Origin of the sequence: Chryseobacterium metallicongregator (genome assembly GCF_031324065.1) — a bacterium.
Lineage (GTDB): Bacteria > Bacteroidota > Bacteroidia > Flavobacteriales > Weeksellaceae > Chryseobacterium > Chryseobacterium metallicongregator.
Genome location: NZ_JAVIXS010000003.1, coordinates 400,808 through 417,746 on the forward strand (window position 1 = coordinate 400,808; position 16,939 = coordinate 417,746).

A 16,939-nucleotide genomic window follows, 5' to 3' on the forward strand; every position below is an offset into this window, starting at 1 on the left:
ATAACGGTCATTATTAGAAACTTGCTTTTACCTGCATACTTCCGATATGAATAGTTCTGTCACCGGAATTTCTTCCTTCGTAATTAAGATTCAGCTGGATAAACGAGTTGATAGCCTGTTGGATAAATACGCTCCATACCTGGTTTTTTCCAGGTTTAAGTCCATCCAGCATCTGGTTTCCTACAATACTGAAATTGTTTCCTGTAAAATTGTTACTGATGAATGAGAAGTTTCCACGGATAGACGTTTTTCTTCGCTCCCACTGGATGGTTCCCGTAACATCAAACGCTTTAAGAAGTTCTTCACCATCCAATCTTTGTTTCTGGCGGAAAGCAGAAGATAATTCAGCCTGAATGGCATCTGTAAATTTATAAGTTGCTTTAGGCTTGGTTTCAAAATTATTGAGACGATAATCTCTTGTTTTAAATAATTGGGAGGAGTTCTGGATATCGTGAACCGAGTTTTCCCAATCTACTCTGAATTCTTTATTGAACCAATATCCTATATTCAGGAAATGGGAAGTTTGCTCACGTTCTTCATTGCTGAAATTGGCATTGATGAGATTATCATTGGTGATGAATCTGTAATTTCCGTTCCAGCCTGATTTATCGGTTGGGTTAAATTGCACGGAAGCAAGAATGTTCTGATTTTTAAGGATCTGATCACTGTTCTTTTCAAAAGGATTCAGAACAAGTACTTTTTCCTTTTTGTAGAATGAGTTTTGAGAGTTTAATGAAATATTGAAATTCCAACGTTTTAAAAATCCGTTTTCAGAATTGAAAACAATGGCCGGATTGACAAATAAGGCCAACTGCAATTTATTTTTATTGGAAGGAATGTATCTTACAGAATTAGTATACACACGGATATATTGGGCAAGATCTGAATACTCAGCGATTTCAAATTCGTCCAGCTGCTGAACGCCGTCTCCGTTATAATCCGTCCATTTATAGACACCTTGTCCGTCTGTTACTTTAATGTACTGAAATTCCCTCTGGGCTTCCTGTCCGTTCCCCAGTTCATAGAAAGCCTGAAGACGCATACCATTTCTGAACAGCTGTTGGTTGTATAAGATGTTTCCAACAACAAAATCATTATTACGGGTTACTTCACCTTCTGCACCTGCATAGAAGAATTTTCGGTAGTGAATTAGAGCATTTAAACTAGTTCTTTCGGTCTTGATAATCTGACTTTCAGCCATGATCCCCAAAATATTGTTCATATTCTGAAGTCTGTTATCACGTACTGAGTCATTATCTCTCATATATACTTTCGCCAATAATTTGGTTCTTGTACTGTCACCGATTTTCTTTTGCAAAAAGATTTCTTTCCAGCTGAAACTTGTGACATCCAAAAGCTGAGTATCATTGTACTTTTTCTCGTTATGTTCCATACTTCCACCAATGGCCCAGCTTCCTTTTTTACCGGTAAATTCTGTTGAAACTCCACCACGGATGAACTTCGTGTCCTGAAGAGTAGCATTGGTGCTCAGATAAGACAGATTTCCTTTAGTAAAGAATTTTCCTGTCAGCCAGCCGAAGTCAAGGTCATTTTTAATCCCTTTGTAAGAATCCTGTTCATTCAGGTAATTGATGCGGTAATTCAGCGTAGATTTATTATTCCATTTATTAAGGAAGCTGAAAGTAAATCTGTTCTGGGTCTTTTTATTGAATTCCTGTGTAAGGTTGAAGTCTCTGGAGAATTCTACATCGTTGATACGGTCAAGGATATGAAACTGTCTGTCTATATATTGATATTCAAAGCTTGGAGTTCCTCTCCATGTGTTCTTTGTAAAGCTTTTATTTCCAAAAATACGCCATGCATACCCCATATTCTGATCAGAATCTTTTGATGAAAATAAATTGACATCATAGTTACTCAACGAGATATCAGCACCTATTTTCCCTTCGTTCAGCAGATATTCAGAGTTCAGAGAGTATACCTGCGATTTCTGTGGCGAAGGTAGTTTTCTTACGGCTCTGTAATCTCCGGCATTAGGACCCACATATTCAAAAACACGTCCGTTGTTAGTGGTCTGTGCTATTTTATAGTCTCCCTGATTAACTCCGAAATAGGTAAAAGAAACCTGATAAAGCGTTAAACTTGAATCCGTAGAATATTCATAGAAGTTACCTGCGGGACTTAATTTGTATAAAATTTTATTGACATCATATTCCGTTATCACTCCTGAAGGAGCATACATCAGGTCAGGATTATTTCCGGCTTCGGCAAGAATTTGCTCATCTTCTTTAGAAAGGTTTAGAGAAAGAGGTGCATTTTTGTTGTCATTTTCCATAAACCAGTTGAATCCTACTTTGAATTTCTCTCTCTGATGCTCAAGCTTTCCTGTAAACAAATACCTTGAATAATTCCTGTTGGCATAGTTATAAGAAATCGTGATGAAATTCTGCTGGAAAATAGGACGGAAACTGGTAAAGGTAACTTCACCTGTATTGTAATTGATAATATAATCCTGGTTTTCACCACGCTTCATTAAAATTCCATCAATAAAAACCTGTTCAGAACCGGAGATCAGTGTGATAAATTGTTCTCCGTTCTTACCGGTCAGACGATAAGGTCCCTGGTTACCTTCAACCCCCTGAAAACGTATTCTGTGGAATTCACTTCGGGCAACACCTGCAGAGATATCTACGAATGTCTTATTCTCTTTACCGAATTCTGTCTGGAACTGAAGTCCCATACTTCTTCTCTGGTATTTGGCAAAATAATTCTTAGCTTCTACAAGATCAAGATGTCCCGCCCTGAGGATAGACTTATCTTTAATATTAAGCTGCATATAAATTTTGTCAAACTCCTCTAAAGTCTGAGTATAACCATCAGCCTGAATAGGAAGGTTATGATCTGAAATACTCGCTAAAATAGTGACATCTTTTGATAACCGTCCAGAAATCTGAAGATCCATAGAACTTTGTACAGATTGCCCCTGATTATTACCAAAAGTAATCCCACGGATAATAGAACCTTTTGAATTAAGTTCTCCTAAAAACCTCTTTTTATCATTTTTTGCCAGTACAGCTTCATCAATAATGATCTTATTATGCGTTCTTATGAAATCAAGAGTGTCTTTTGCAAAGATGTCTTGTTCCAGTTTTGCTGCGAGAATACTGTCTCTTTTGATGCTGTCTTCCGGGACGTTGGGATTTTTCCACGAAAAGACCTGAGCATTTCCTGAAAATATGCCTAAGAAGAACAAAACGAATAGAATGACAAAATTCCGCAACTTTTAAAAATAATTCGTAAAAATAATTAAAAAATGTTAACATTAAGAGGTCAACTATAATTAACAAAAACTTAACCTCTTTATTGTCCACCAAAAAAAAATTAGAATGTAGTTTTGTTACGGAAAGAAAATTATTAACAACAAAAAAATTAAATCATGAAAAAACTTTATTCTCTTTTTGCAACAGTTGTGATGAGCGCAGTTGCTTTTGCACAAACAACTTACCTTTGGGATGGGAGTTCTGTAAATCCTATTTCTGGTACAAATGCCAATATTTCAAGTGTAGTATTTGCAGCAACTCAGGGAAATAATAATGGTACTACTAATTTAATTACTACTTCATCTGTGTCTTCAGGATATACAGGAGCAAGTGGATCCAGCAATTTTGGTGCTGCAGCTTTTAAAGAGGTTCTTTCAACTGCGACAAGTACTTATTTTAGTGTAACTGTTACTCCTGTTGCCGGTAATAAAGTAACTTTAAATTCTTTAAACTTAGGATCCAGAGGAACCTCTACAGGACCTGGAAAAATTACTGTATATTCCAGTATTGATAACTATGCAACAGCGATAGGTACTGTAATTGTTAACAATAATAGTACATGGACATTGAATAATATCGCTTTTTCAGGATCTAATTTAGTAGGGGCAGAATCAGCTCCGGTTACCTTAAGAATTTATGGAAGTGATAGTCCTGGAACAGGAACTCCGTCTCTTGGTACTGCTAACTGGAGAATAGATGATATTTCTTTAACGGTTACTTCATCTAGTGCTACTTTAGCGGTTATTGATGCTAAAAACGCAAAGCCAGGAAACTTCATAAAAAACTCTTTCGTTAAAAATAACGAGATCATTTTCGGAGCTGATGTAAAAGATGTAAAAGTTTTCAATATGTTCGGACAACTTGTAAAAGAAACTTCAGTAAAACAAAACGAATCTGTAAGTGTAGCTGAACTGGCAAAAGGAAACTACATCGTTACAGGTACAGTAAACAATCAGCCGGTTTCTCAGAAAGTTCTTAAAGACTAATTTCTTTTTAGATAAAAATAAAAAAGCCACTTCACTGAAGTGGCTTTTTTGTGATTGTTTCCTGGTTTTTAAGTTTTTGTATCCTATATATTTCTTAATTTGGTGGTATTGTTTTTGATGTTTTATGATCAATCCATTTCTTAAAAATTATTACGATGAAAAAAATCTTTACTCTTGTTGGACTTACAGTATTAACCTCCTTTTCCAATGCCCAGATTGTGATCAATGAAATCTATGGTGGTAACGCCAATTCAGGGGCTGTATTGAAGAATAATTATATCGTCCTTAAAAATATCGGGACTAATTTGGTTTCTTTAACGGGAGCAAGTATTCAGTATGCACCGGCAATAGGTGCCTTTACGGAATATCATACGCTTCCGGACTTTACTTTAGGACCGGAAGAAACCTATTTAATTCAGGAGTCAGCAATTGAAGGAGGTGTTGAAAATCTACCAACACCAGATTTTATTGCCACTACGATAACTAATTTTGACGGAACGCCTAATCAATCTTCCGGACTGAAAATTTCCAGTGTATCAGGAAAAGTAGCTTTAGCCGGAAATATAGTGCAGGTGGAAGGACCTTCTGCATCCAATGTACTGGATTTTGTAGGATACGGATCCAATGCAGATCAGTTTAAAGGAGACGGACCAGCTCCTTCTCCCACTACAACCACAGCTATCAAAAGAACTTTGGTAGGTAGTAATGATAATATGACAGACTTTTCTCTTGAAGGAAGTGTAAAATCAGGTTTTGTACAGAATCCATTCATAAAAGACAGTAAAGTAGTGTTCGGAACTGAGGTGAAAGATGTGAAAGTGTATGATACATTTAGACAAGTTGTTAAAAAATCACCGACTAAACTGGCCTCAACTCTTGATATCGCAGAGCTTCCAAAAGGAACTTATATTGTCACAGGAACAATTAACAATATTCCTATCTCGCAGAAAATTATAAAAGATTAGTTTTAAATAAGAAATAGCTTCTTTGAAAAGTGTCATTCTGAACGTAATGGAATGTAGTGAAGAATCTTATGAGCTTGGCTGCAAATAAGATTCTTCCTTCGTCAGAAATCGAAGATTCGACGCAGTCAATGACAAAAGCCAATTTATTTGACTTTTGAGACCATCTTTTTTGTTATCACGAATCTTAATACCAGCCTCTTCTCGCTGCATTAATAATTGACCCGAGATTAAGAATTAAAGTATATCTGATACGTTTCCCATAATCTTTGAATGAAGGTTCAAATCCTAAAGAAGACTGTATCGGGAAATAAACTTCCAGAAAATCTGGAATGATTCTTACTTTAACTCCGGTGTCCCAGATGAATTTGGCAGGAAGATCTTTGTTTTTATAAACTCCGGCATCTGCATATACGTGGAATATTTTCCAGACACTTGAATCTACATTGGCAGAAGTAATCCATTGGTTCACTGTTCCCGGAAGAAAAGATTTAAAACCACCATCAGCTAATATAAATTGTTGAGAAAGAAGACCACTGCTAGCACTTTCTCCCAAAAGGGTGTAGGAGAATGAATAATTGGAAACCCTTGAGATCCCATAATCAAAAAGATTATTTCGGGTATTGTTTCTTAAGAAGTATCCGGCAAATAAACGCAAGCTCAACTTTTGTTTAGGTGCAAATTCCCATCTGTAGAAGCCTTCAGCTGTTATTTTATTGAAATCTTCCATTCCCTGGGTGCTTAAGCTGAAGCTTTTTTCATGAATCATCTGGCTATCGCTATAACCATATCCGATACTCCAGAGGTTATATTTACTGTAATCATTATTGGCGATCATTTTAGCACTCAGATCCCTTTCAAAATAATTATAGGAAATTCCCAGACTTCTGCTTACTGTACTTCTTGGGTTCTTTCTGAAGTTAATGGAAGATGATATTGAGGTTTTTCTGTAGGCAAGATCATAATCATAATGGAAATAAGAGCCTGAAAGTCCAAATGTCAGACTTCGGATAATACTTTCTGCAGGCAGAATAGAATAGGAAACAGCTCCTGAACCGGTCAGTTTGCCTGTTCCTGTACTATAAGTTGGAGTTACTGAATACAGGAATTTCTGATCAAAGAAAGACTGATTTTTAAAATTGGCTCCCAAAAGAAATTTATCATACGTATTGTTGAAACGCACTCTTGGGCTGATGTAAATTTCGTTGTATTCCGGATTGGGAATATCTTTTATTAGTTTAAGTTTAATTTTTTTTGCATTGGAAAACAATCCTTTTGCATATAAGAAGTTATCTCTGTAATTGGATTCAGGGAAAGTATAGCCACTATTTAAGGTGACTTTGTAAATATTTTCTGATGCAGGGAGAGATAGACTGGTAGTACGTTCATTTTCTTCGGTATCTATCCAGTAGGCCTTTTTTTCTCCTTCTTTGGTTTCTGTTTCCAGTTTTACAGGAATAGAAACATCTGTATTCCTTACAATTTTTATTTGTAGAGAATCGTTATCTTTTCTAATGTTTTTTAATTTAAAATCAACCCTGTTCTTCTGTTTGAAAAAGTTCGAGAGGTAGGCAGTTGATTTATTATTTTCAGAAAGAGAAGCCAGAAACTCATCAGGATTAATTTTTTTTCCGGAATTCTGAGAAATATAATTTTTTACAATTCCATTGAATTGATCGTATCCCATTTTGTCTGCCGAGTAGTTGAAAAGACTTCCCGTTTCAAAACTACTGATAGCCATATCATTGAAATTACTCAAAACAGGGAAATGTTCATCAATCTTCTGATCAAGGTTTTGCAGCATGATATACTGATAGGAAAGTCCATAGCGGTCCAGAAGTTTTACTTTGGATGCATGGAATAACTTTAAAGGTTTAAGTCCAAATATTCTGGTCTCAGGAAGTGTACCTAAAAGTTTTGTGTCACCATAGAATTTTTTGAGATACTGAATTTCAAGATAAGCTTTTAAACCATTTTTAAACCAGTGATCTTTTTCTTTATCCGCAATCACGCCTTCATCAAGAATTTTCTTGGCAATGATTCCAAAATAATCCAGATCAGTCTTTTCCGTATCGGTAAACAGACGGAATTTGAACTTCCAGAAAGTAATATCATTATTTCCGAAAAAGTCTTCTTTAGCTCGGAATTTATCTGAAATAAAAATACTTTTCGGAAGAAATCCGATGCGTTCTTTAATGAATTTTAATTGTAAAGGAAGATAAAACTCGAGGTTTTGTTTTTCTTCCGGCTTCAGATTATATCCAAATTTGATTTCAACTTCATCTCCGTCAACATTCGTTTTGATGGATTGAAATTCTGTTGGAGAAATCAAAAATTCAGGATCTGAGTCAAGATATCCCTTAAATGAATTCATCTGAACTTGCGGAAGATTACCTTCAACAAAACTATTTACAGGGATGTCAAAATTGATGGTCCAGAAAGTATTAAAACTTACCTGTTCCTCAATATCGTGGTAGTTTCTTTTGGAAATATTGTCCGGATCAAAATGATCCGGAACAATAAAGAAATATTTTAATACAGTATTTTGAGCGGATGTTCCGTATCCCGTAAAATTTTTATCGGGAAGCTGCATCCTGTATTGCAACTGTAAAGTGACGCTTTCGCCAGGTTTTAATACATTTTTCAGAGGAATAAAAAGATTTTCATCTGAGAGTGTATTAACAGGAAGGACTTCATTGTCAGAATTTTTAATATTCAGTTCAAGGAGTTTTCCCAATTGATCATTTTTTGCAAAATGCAAATCATTATTTCGGTCTTCCAGTTTTCTGTAGACTAAAGAGGTTCCCCGTTTATTGTACGCGGAAACCCAATTCAGGAGTTTTACGGATTGAAGTTCTTTTCCGGAGTGATTGTAATAAACAATTTCCTGGCGGACATCAAGATTCTTTTTGTCAGGAGACAGTTTTGTTTCAATGTATATACTGTCTGTCTGTGCAGAAACCTGTACAACTCCACATAACAAAATAAGGCAAAGGCTGATCTTTTTCAAATATTCGTGATAAAGCCCAAATATAACTTATTTTGTATATACTTTATAGGATTTTAACCCTGAATTGCTTTTTTTTCCAAAGAATTAATATAAGCATTCCATCCCTCTGTTTTATAAGTGATTGCTGATGCTTCAGGATCATTGGATTTGTAGATTCCTCTTCCTACGATAATGAAATCTGTATGCAGTGTTTTGAAAACATGCTCAGGTGTGTTGTACTGCTGTCCTTTGCCATCTCCTGAATCTGCAAGATTTACTCCCGGAGTGAATAATAAAAGATCCTCAGGAATTTTATTCTGAGACACACCACCAATTACATTAGGATGAGATAAAGCTACTTTTAAAGCTTCTTCACGATAGCTGGCTGTTGTTAAAGCTCCTTTTGAAGACATTCCAACGATGGCTACCACTCCTACATTTTTGAAACAGTCTAATGATTCAAAACCTCCGATTACCTGAGAAGTTACGAAATCTGCCCAATCTGTAATTTTGAAAACTCCGCTTGTGAACTGAAGTTCCTGTGTATTTCCGATATCAGCAAATTTTCTGTCTTCCATCAGTAAGAACTGGTGTTTTGCTGCAATCGCTTTTAAAGGAGTAATTGTTTTTTCATATTCGAAATCAGAGATAATATCAATATGCGTTTTTAAAGCAATAATATGGGGTCCTACTTTTTCAGCAAGTTCCAATAGCTCCTGAGTTGTAGTAACATCAGCAGAAGCAATAAGGTTTGATTTTTTTGCTAAAGCAGTTTCCAGTAATTTTTTCGAAACGGAATGTTGTGTTGATTGAAGTTTCTGCTCATAAGAAGATCTTGTTTCTTCTTCAAACTGAATGTGGTTCCCTTGAAGGAAATCCTGGATTCTTTTTACTTCTTCATCAGATAATTCACCTGTTTCCTGAAGAATATTGCATACTTCCGAAATATTGAAAAGAGTATGTACTCTGTATCCTTTACCTTCCAATAACTGTTTTCCTCCCTGCTCTCTGTCAAGTACCACAACGATATCCGAAACTTTAAGATCTTCCTGTTCTATTTCAGGAATGGTTTCCAGCAAAGATTTTCCTGAAGTGATCACATCCTCTACCAAAAGACAGTTTTGTCCTTTCTGATAAATTCCTTCAATCAGTTTCTTTGTACCGTAGCTTTTCGCTTCTTTTCTTTTAATAATTAATGGAATATAACTTTCCAGAGACATTGCAGTAGCCATAGGAAGCGCAGCATAAGGAACTCCACAGATTAAATCAAAATTATCCAACGGAAGCATTTCCAGTAAATAATTAGCAAGATTTTTTAAAATTTTAGGATCTGAAGCCAAAGGTCTCAAGTCTACATAAAAAGGACTTTCAATACCACTTTTCAGGGTAAACCTTCCGAATTTAATGATTCCTAGTTTGTAGCACTCTAAGAAGAATTCTTTTTTACTTTCCATTATTTTTTATTAGATATTGCAAATTTAAGGAATTGAAATAAGGCTTAAAAATTTATCACTCATTTGTAAACAAAAAACCATCCCGGAGTAACCAGGATGGTGTGAAAAATATAATAAACTATTATTTTACGATTTCAGCATCAATGACTTGGGCACCACTGTATTTTTGCTGAGCTTCCCATAATAAAAACTTGTCAACCTCTTTAATGAGCTTAGGAATGGTAAGTGACAATACTGCCAGGTCATCCATGACTCCAAGTACCGGTATCACAAATTCAGGAAGGAGGTCAATAGGAGAGAGGACATATAAAATTCCCAGTAAAGGAAGAATAATGTCTATGGATTTCATTGGATAAATTCCTTTTCTCCACATTTTGACCATTCTGAAAATATCAGGGATCTTTTTGATAAAGCCCTTATGATTGATGGCTTCTTTTGCAAGATTTAATTTTGAATATTTCATTTTGTGTTTGGATTTAATAAATTTTTCAACGGTATAAATTTCGCAAATCCTGTACCAACAAATTATAAAATTTAGTTAAAATCTTATTTGATAATATTGTCAATGAACTGATGCACAGTCTCTGTGTTCCAGTCTTTTGTAGCATCCTCTTTAATAAGAATTCTTCCGTGTTTATCCAGTAGGAAAGTGGTTGGAAATACCTTTGGAAGAATTTTCTCAGAAATTGGACTTTGAGCAATATATACAGGAACAGTATAGTTATTTTCTTTCAAAAACTTTCTTACATCCTCTTCCTTATCATTCATAGCAATCAGCACAAAATCTACATGATCTTTTCTGGTATCATACAATTTCTGAATAGAAGGCCATTCTTTTCTGCAAGGTGGGCACCATGTTCCCCAGAAGTTAAGGAAAACACCTTTATCCTTAAAGTTTTTAAGATTAGTGCTCGGAGCATTAATTCCTTTAAGTTCTATATCATAATCCTCTTCACTGATATGAACTGCATTTTCTATAGTGGCTACAGGAAAGAACGTATCCTTTAGAAAGTTTCTTACCCCTGGTATAAAAGCAACACCAGCGATAATGACAATAATTACAAGATAAATGACATTTTTTTTCATATCTATTGTTTATAGAAGATCCAAAATTTCCTGAACAGCATCTTTTCCTCTGTTTTTGGCATAATATATCTGCAGATCATTATAGAAAGTATCTTTTGGATAGGCTTCAGGATCAGCTTTATATTTCATCAGGAGCTCATATCCATATTTGGGACGTGGCCCCCATGAATTTTTTACATTCAGGTCTTTATCAAGGATAATTACTTTAGGAATAGACTCTGTACCATTGGTCAAAAACTGGTTGATTAAACTTTTATCACTGTCTCTCAGGAAGACTCTTACCTCATTATGCCCTTCAAAAAATCTGAAAAGAGCGGGTACTGTTGCGCTTGCGTCTCCACACCATGCTTCGGAAATGATTAAAATCTTTCCGTCAAAATTTTTGGCAGCAAGTTCTTTCAGTTGATCTTCATCCGGAACGTATTTTTTTACCGTTCTGTCCATTCTTTGAAGACCTAATTCGTAATATTGTTTATAGTCAAGTTCCTGTTGGTTGGCCGGATTTTCTAATCTTTCTTTTGCAATCTGAAGATATTCTTCAAAAGAAATTCCTTTATCCCAGTAATTTTTCATTACTAAAAATATTTATGTTAAAAATTATTGATGTTTCTTGTTTTATTGATCAAAAACAGGTCTGCCAATACAAATGCAGCAAGGCCTTCCACTACCGGAACGGCTCTTGGAACTACACAAGGATCGTGACGCCCTTTTCCTTCTACGATTACTGGGTTTCCGTCTTTATCGATACTGTCCTGAGGTCTCAGAATAGTAGCTACAGGCTTGAATGCTACACGGAAATAAATATCCATTCCATTAGAAATTCCCCCCTGGATACCTCCGGAAAGGTTAGATTTTGTAGTAAAATCTGTATTGAAAGCATCATTGTGTTCTTTTCCCGTCATTTTAGCTCCACAGAAACCGCTTCCGTATTCAAAACCTTTGCAGGCATTGATATTCAGCATTGCTTTTGCAAGCTCAGCCTGAAGTTTGGAAAATATAGGTTCACCAATTCCTACAGGAACATTTTTAATCACACAGGTGATGGTTCCTCCGATAGTGTTACCCTCTTTTTTGATTTCTTTGATTCTTGAAATCATCTTTTCAGCAGTTTCAGCATCAGGACAACGAACATCATTGCTTTCTGTTTGAGAAAAATCTAAAGCCTGATAAGGTTTTTCGCAGAAAATATCACCTACGGAAGATACATAAGCATTGATCTCAATGTTGGGTAAAAGTTGCTTGGCAAGTGCGCCGGCTACTACCCAGTTCATTGTTTCTCTGGCAGAAGATTTTCCTCCTCCACGATGATCTCTGAAACCAAATTTCTGATCATAGGTGAAATCAGCATGACTTGGACGATATGCACCTGCGATATGGTCATAATCTTTTGATTTCTGATTTTCGTTTTCAATGATAAAACCAATTGGCGTACCTGTTGTTTTCCCATCAAAGATTCCGGAAAGAAACTTTACTGTGTCACTTTCTTTTCTTTGTGTAACGATTGCTGACTGGCCGGGTTTTCTTCGGTTCAATTCATACTGAACTTTATCGAGATCTACCGCTAAACCTGCCGGAAAATTATTGATGATACCGCCATAAGCCACTCCGTGACTTTCTCCAAATGTTGTAAGACTAAGAAGATTACCTAATGTGTTGAACATGATACAAAATTACCTTTTTTTCTTCAGATAATAAAGTTTCTGGATTTGTTCTATTTATCAATGTTTTTGATATTATTGATAACCTTTTGGGCTTCCTCTTTTTCTTCTGAAGTCATTTTTTTCGGGATAAACCCTTTTTTGATATCATTTTTGTCTGAAAGCTGTGGAAAAATACCTGCATTCAAATCATCAAAAAGATAAGCCAGAGTAATTGCCGGAAGTGGAGTGTCAAAACTATAGGGATAATGGTGAGAAACATTAAACTTTAAATTTCCCACCTTAAATGTGTCAAATTGCTGATATTCATAGGTTGAAGGCTTGTACATCTGCTCTTTTTCAAATCCGGTCATAAAACTTCCCACCCGGAAACTTGGAATATATCTCTGGATAAATTCCGGAAAGGATAAGGTAGAAATAAATAATAAACTGAGTGCTGAAAAGACAATAATGGATTTCTTTTGATCAAAATATTCGTAAAATAAAATAAAGAATATCACAAAAAAGACATCTATAAAAAATCTGTATTGGGCTGAAAATACAAGAACTAATATACTTTTTATCAACAATGAAATGCAGATCAGGGTGATAAGTTTTTTCTTTTTTATCCAGGCGAATACTATGAAAATAATTAAGCTCAGAACAAAGAGAATATTAATTTTGGATTTGATCCCTTCCAGAGAAAACCAGTTTTTGATATAATCTGCGGTCGAGAATTTTTGAATTTCCTCATAGGTGTACTGCATATCATAGGTTTTCATGATGGCAAATTGTGAAGAAATTTTTAAAATCTCAGGATCAGGCTTCCAGAAGGATACTCCTATATCACCTATTGCTATCGGAAAAACCGGATATCCAAATGTCCAGATATTTTTAATGAAAAATAAAAATAGTATTGAACTCCCTAAAATAAGTTGTTTAAAGTGACTTTTAAAAATAAAAACAGAACTTAAGAAAACCAGTATGGGCAGCCATATCATCGTAGGTTTTATCGTAAAGACAAAAACTGAAAATGCAAAAAGGAGCATGGTATTTCTGTTTCCGGCTACAATTTCATTTAAAATAATCAAGGAAAAGATAATAACAGGAAGGTCCGGGCTTGGAGACTGGGAAAACAGTAGGAGTATCGGCAGAAAACAAAGATGGATCCAGTTTTTTCGTTCAATACTATACATGCTGTAGATGACAAGCAGTATAGAGTTGATTCTTAAAAACGGGTCGGAAAAATTCGAAAATCCTGCCTGAAAAATGTGCCAGACAGACATTTGTCCTAAGGTGAGGTCTACATTCGAGATACCCTTTACCAGCCCATATTCTGTAAGCCATTTCAATGTAGGGATATAATACCCGAAGTGATCCAATATATAAGGATGGAAAGAACCTGCGAATATAACGATCAGAGAACTTACACTTAATATAATAAAATCCTTTTTTGAAAATTGACGGAACTCCTGGTAAAGTTTATTTTTAAAGAAAGAAAATAATCCCAATAGTATTGAAGGTGCTTCCACATTGATATTTAAGGGAATGAAAAAAGAAATAATTGCCCATATCAGGCAAATTCCAAGGATTCCGGATAAAATTTTTCCAGAGATTCCCTGAAATAAAATTCCCCACATATTTTCCATGATCTTTCCCCAGCCCATCAGGACAGGAATGATGAAAATAGAAGAAAGCAGAATCAATATCATAAAAAAAGATTGCTTAAAAGTAAGCAATCTTTATATTCTATCATTAAAAATATTTATTAACGGGGTTGTACCCTTCCGTCTTTTCTATCCTGTGATCTCCCAATAGTATATCCGGTTGCACCACCTACAACACCACCAATTACAGCTCCTAATCCTCTGTTTTTCTTAGCGATAAGGGCTCCGGCAGCGGCTCCGCCTACAGTACCAATGACGGTTCCTTTGGCAGCTTTACTCCATCCTTTTTTCTGAGTAGTTCCCTGTGAAGTACCATTTCCGTTATTGGCATAACTTCCGTTGTTGCTTCCTGAGCCAGAATTTGAGCTTCTGTCTCTATATATTGTTCGTGTTTCTCTGATCACCTGTGGTTTTGAATTATTTTCAGCAGCAGCTCTCGCTTTTTTGCTTTCTGATACACTGTCTGCTTTTTTTTGAGCTTCATATACCATTTTTTCCTTTTCTATAGCCAGCTTTTGTTTTTCTATTTCAAGTTGTCTGGCCTGAAATTCAAGTTTCTGTGCTTCCAATGACTTTTCAGCAACACTGTCATCTTTCTTGCAGGCCGTCATTAAAAAGACGGATAAAAAACCTGCTAATACTATCTTTCTCATAATTCAAATTTTAATACGATAAAGCCAAAATGACTTTGATTTTAATTCTATTTTCAATTATGAAGCCAAATTTTAGTTAATAAGTGTTAAAAGTGATAATTAAAAAGAGAGTTAATTTTATATAATGATCAGTTTTATACTGTTAATGGTAGATTCCGGAGGTCTAAGAATAAAGATTGATTTTTTTTGATGGTATATTTTCATAGGTGAAAATAAAATAAATTGAACTATATGCTATCAGAATAGTTCCTTTTCTCTGTTTATTTTTAAAAGTATTTGTAAATTTTATTTCATTGATAGTTTTTATTAAATTCATATAAGTTGAGTATTTTTGAATACCAAATTACTTTTTAATATGAAAAAATCAATTTTTACAGTATCAGCATTGATAGGATTGCTGACTGTTGCTACCTCCTTTTCCTCCAGGGAAATAGCAGAACTACATAAAGTCAATTCAGAAATAGCTGATAAAACACCCGAAACTCAGACCTATAAGATTCGTTATGGTCTTCTTTCAAAAAACGGAACAAAAATTCTTTCAGGAAATTATGATGTAGGAAGTTTCCTTGCTGAAAATATGACAACTGGAGAAGTGTATGATACTTATTATGGTGGTGGATTTCAATCTGTTCCACAATATTATGATGCGCTTCCTGCAGGAACCTATATTTTTTCTGCAATGCAGGGACAGGGAGGATGGGTTGGCTATGGAACAGTAGTTGCAACAGTTTCTGATGCACAGGTAGATTCTGATGGATATATCACCGTATATATTCCGATCATTTGGGAAGAATAAGCCTTGTGAGCAAACAAATATTTAGCTAAATTTACCCATTCCAGAGATGAAGATGTTTTCAATCATTCAATAATTATATATGGTTTTTAGATTAAATATAACCTATAAAGCATTTCGTAATGCAAATTATTTTTGATTAGTCTTCAGCGGGGCATCTTGATTCTTATAGAAAGTATTCATTCTTCTGTTGTGATATTGGGTTATATTTTCTTCTTAGAAAATGTAAAATATATTAGTCATGCTGAATGATTCTACCATATTCTGTTTGGATTTTTCTAAATAGATTTTTTTCATCATTTGTGTTTTTTAGGCCTCCGTCAGGAGGCCTTTTCTTTTTAATGCTTTTATGATTTTACGCATATAATAATTGTTCAAAAACTGATACTTTTATTACAAACATTTTCATTCCATATTTTATAATAAAAGGCTGCTCAAATAGAACAGCCTTTTATTTATATATTATCTAAAGTAACTTTTATTTTGCTAATGATGCGGTGCATTCTGTTGGTCTGGTAATTCAGAAGATTAAAAATTTCATTTGAACTGGTAAAAACCTCAGGAACGGTTTTGTGGTTAATGGTTTTTATTCCCCGTCTTTGCATCGTTTCATGGATTATTCTTGCAAAAGATTCTTTTGCACTTTGTTTTGCTTTATCCTGAGAAATTCCATTGGAATGGAGTCTGTAGAGATACAAAGGTTCTTTGAGGTATTTTACTTCTCCCTGCTCCAGTATTTTCAGATAAAGATCCTGGTCTACCGCATTTTTCAGATTCGGATTAATTCCTGTAGTTCTTAAATAAACCTCTCTTTTAAAGGTGAAAAAGTGGGCAAACTGAATGGGGTAGTTGAAGAAATAACGATTGTTATAAATTTGTTTAGTACCCGTATAAATTTTTTCAGGAACAAGGTTCTCGTTGCAAAGTATCATTTGAGAATATATGGCAGCAAGATCATCTCTGTTCACAAATTCCAGCGCTACTTTTTCCAGCGCCTCAGGATGAAGAGCATCATCAGGGTCAAGATATGCACATAAATCTCCCTGAGCATATTTCATGCATTTGGCTTTCGTAGATCCACAGCCTTCATTAAGGGCATTATGATAAAGTTTAAAACGGGAGTCATTTTTAATCAGAGACTCTATGATCTCTACCGAATCGTCTGTAGAGGCATCATCAATAATAATCACTTCCCAGTTTTCATAGGTTTGATTGATTAATGAAAGATAGCACTCCTTGAAATACTTTCCATTATTATAGTTTGCTATAAGTATAGAAAAATTTGTCACGGTTTTTTTGAATTAATAGTGTAAAATTATAAAATAATATATACGGAAAACATAATCTCAATCATTATATATCTAGTATTTTTTTCTTATATTTTGCACACTACGAAGTGTGTTGTACTTTTTTAAGAATAGAATATTTTAC

Annotated in this window: 13 protein-coding genes; 3 read left to right on the plus strand and 10 right to left on the minus strand. The window is 34.8% G+C overall.

Features of this window, described 5'->3' with window-relative positions; all coding sequences use genetic code 11:
* Nucleotides 1-13: 13 nt before the first annotated feature.
* Nucleotides 14-3,241: a hypothetical protein gene (locus REB14_RS06055; protein WP_079243126.1), complete on the minus strand. Its 3,228-nt coding sequence runs from the start codon at nucleotides 3,239-3,241 to the stop codon at nucleotides 14-16.
* Nucleotides 3,242-3,397: 156 nt separating this feature from the next.
* On the opposite strand from REB14_RS06055, the gene REB14_RS06060 reads away from it, so the two are divergent.
* Nucleotides 3,398-4,267, plus strand: coding sequence for a T9SS type A sorting domain-containing protein (locus REB14_RS06060; RefSeq protein WP_309521762.1), 870 nt, complete (start codon nucleotides 3,398-3,400; stop codon nucleotides 4,265-4,267).
* A 155-nt stretch (nucleotides 4,268-4,422) separates the two neighbouring features.
* The gene (locus REB14_RS06065; RefSeq protein WP_079243124.1) at nucleotides 4,423-5,232 is read left to right on the plus strand and encodes a T9SS type A sorting domain-containing protein; all 810 of its coding nucleotides are present in this window, start codon (nucleotides 4,423-4,425) and stop codon (nucleotides 5,230-5,232) included.
* Between the two features lie 184 nt (nucleotides 5,233-5,416).
* On the opposite strand, the gene REB14_RS06070 is transcribed toward REB14_RS06065, so the two are convergent.
* The 8 genes from REB14_RS06070 to REB14_RS06105 form a co-directional block, all read right to left on the minus strand.
* Nucleotides 5,417-8,239: an aminopeptidase gene (locus tag REB14_RS06070; RefSeq protein WP_309521763.1), complete on the minus strand. Its 2,823-nt coding sequence runs from the start codon at nucleotides 8,237-8,239 to the stop codon at nucleotides 5,417-5,419.
* 53 nt (nucleotides 8,240-8,292) lie between these two features.
* The gene (gene pyrF / locus REB14_RS06075; protein WP_079243122.1) at nucleotides 8,293-9,672 is read right to left on the minus strand and encodes an orotidine-5'-phosphate decarboxylase; all 1,380 of its coding nucleotides are present in this window, start codon (nucleotides 9,670-9,672) and stop codon (nucleotides 8,293-8,295) included.
* A gap of 121 nt (nucleotides 9,673-9,793) precedes the next feature.
* Entirely contained in the window at nucleotides 9,794-10,135 is a 342-nt protein-coding gene (locus REB14_RS06080; RefSeq protein ID WP_034694904.1) for a YkvA family protein, read from the minus strand.
* Between the two features lie 83 nt (nucleotides 10,136-10,218).
* The gene (locus tag REB14_RS06085) at nucleotides 10,219-10,758 is read right to left on the minus strand and encodes a TlpA family protein disulfide reductase (RefSeq protein WP_079243121.1); all 540 of its coding nucleotides are present in this window, start codon (nucleotides 10,756-10,758) and stop codon (nucleotides 10,219-10,221) included.
* Between the two features lie 9 nt (nucleotides 10,759-10,767).
* Entirely contained in the window at nucleotides 10,768-11,331 is a 564-nt protein-coding gene (locus REB14_RS06090; RefSeq protein ID WP_079243120.1) for a thioredoxin family protein, read from the minus strand.
* 17 nt (nucleotides 11,332-11,348) lie between these two features.
* Entirely contained in the window at nucleotides 11,349-12,419 is a 1,071-nt protein-coding gene (gene aroC, locus REB14_RS06095; RefSeq protein ID WP_079243119.1) for a chorismate synthase, read from the minus strand.
* Between the two features lie 50 nt (nucleotides 12,420-12,469).
* Entirely contained in the window at nucleotides 12,470-14,107 is a 1,638-nt protein-coding gene (locus REB14_RS06100) for an LIC_10190 family membrane protein (protein ID WP_309521764.1), read from the minus strand.
* Between the two features lie 56 nt (nucleotides 14,108-14,163).
* The gene (locus REB14_RS06105; protein ID WP_079243117.1) at nucleotides 14,164-14,715 is read right to left on the minus strand and encodes a YMGG-like glycine zipper-containing protein; all 552 of its coding nucleotides are present in this window, start codon (nucleotides 14,713-14,715) and stop codon (nucleotides 14,164-14,166) included.
* A 355-nt stretch (nucleotides 14,716-15,070) separates the two neighbouring features.
* On the opposite strand from REB14_RS06105, the gene REB14_RS06110 reads away from it, so the two are divergent.
* Nucleotides 15,071-15,511: a hypothetical protein gene (locus REB14_RS06110; RefSeq protein WP_079243116.1), complete on the plus strand. Its 441-nt coding sequence runs from the start codon at nucleotides 15,071-15,073 to the stop codon at nucleotides 15,509-15,511.
* A gap of 452 nt (nucleotides 15,512-15,963) precedes the next feature.
* Here REB14_RS06110 and REB14_RS06115 read toward each other — a convergent pair whose 3' ends face one another.
* A complete protein-coding gene (locus tag REB14_RS06115) occupies nucleotides 15,964-16,797 on the minus strand; it encodes a glycosyltransferase family 2 protein (RefSeq protein WP_309521765.1) in 834 nt (277 codons plus the stop codon).
* Nucleotides 16,798-16,939 lie beyond the last annotated feature (142 nt).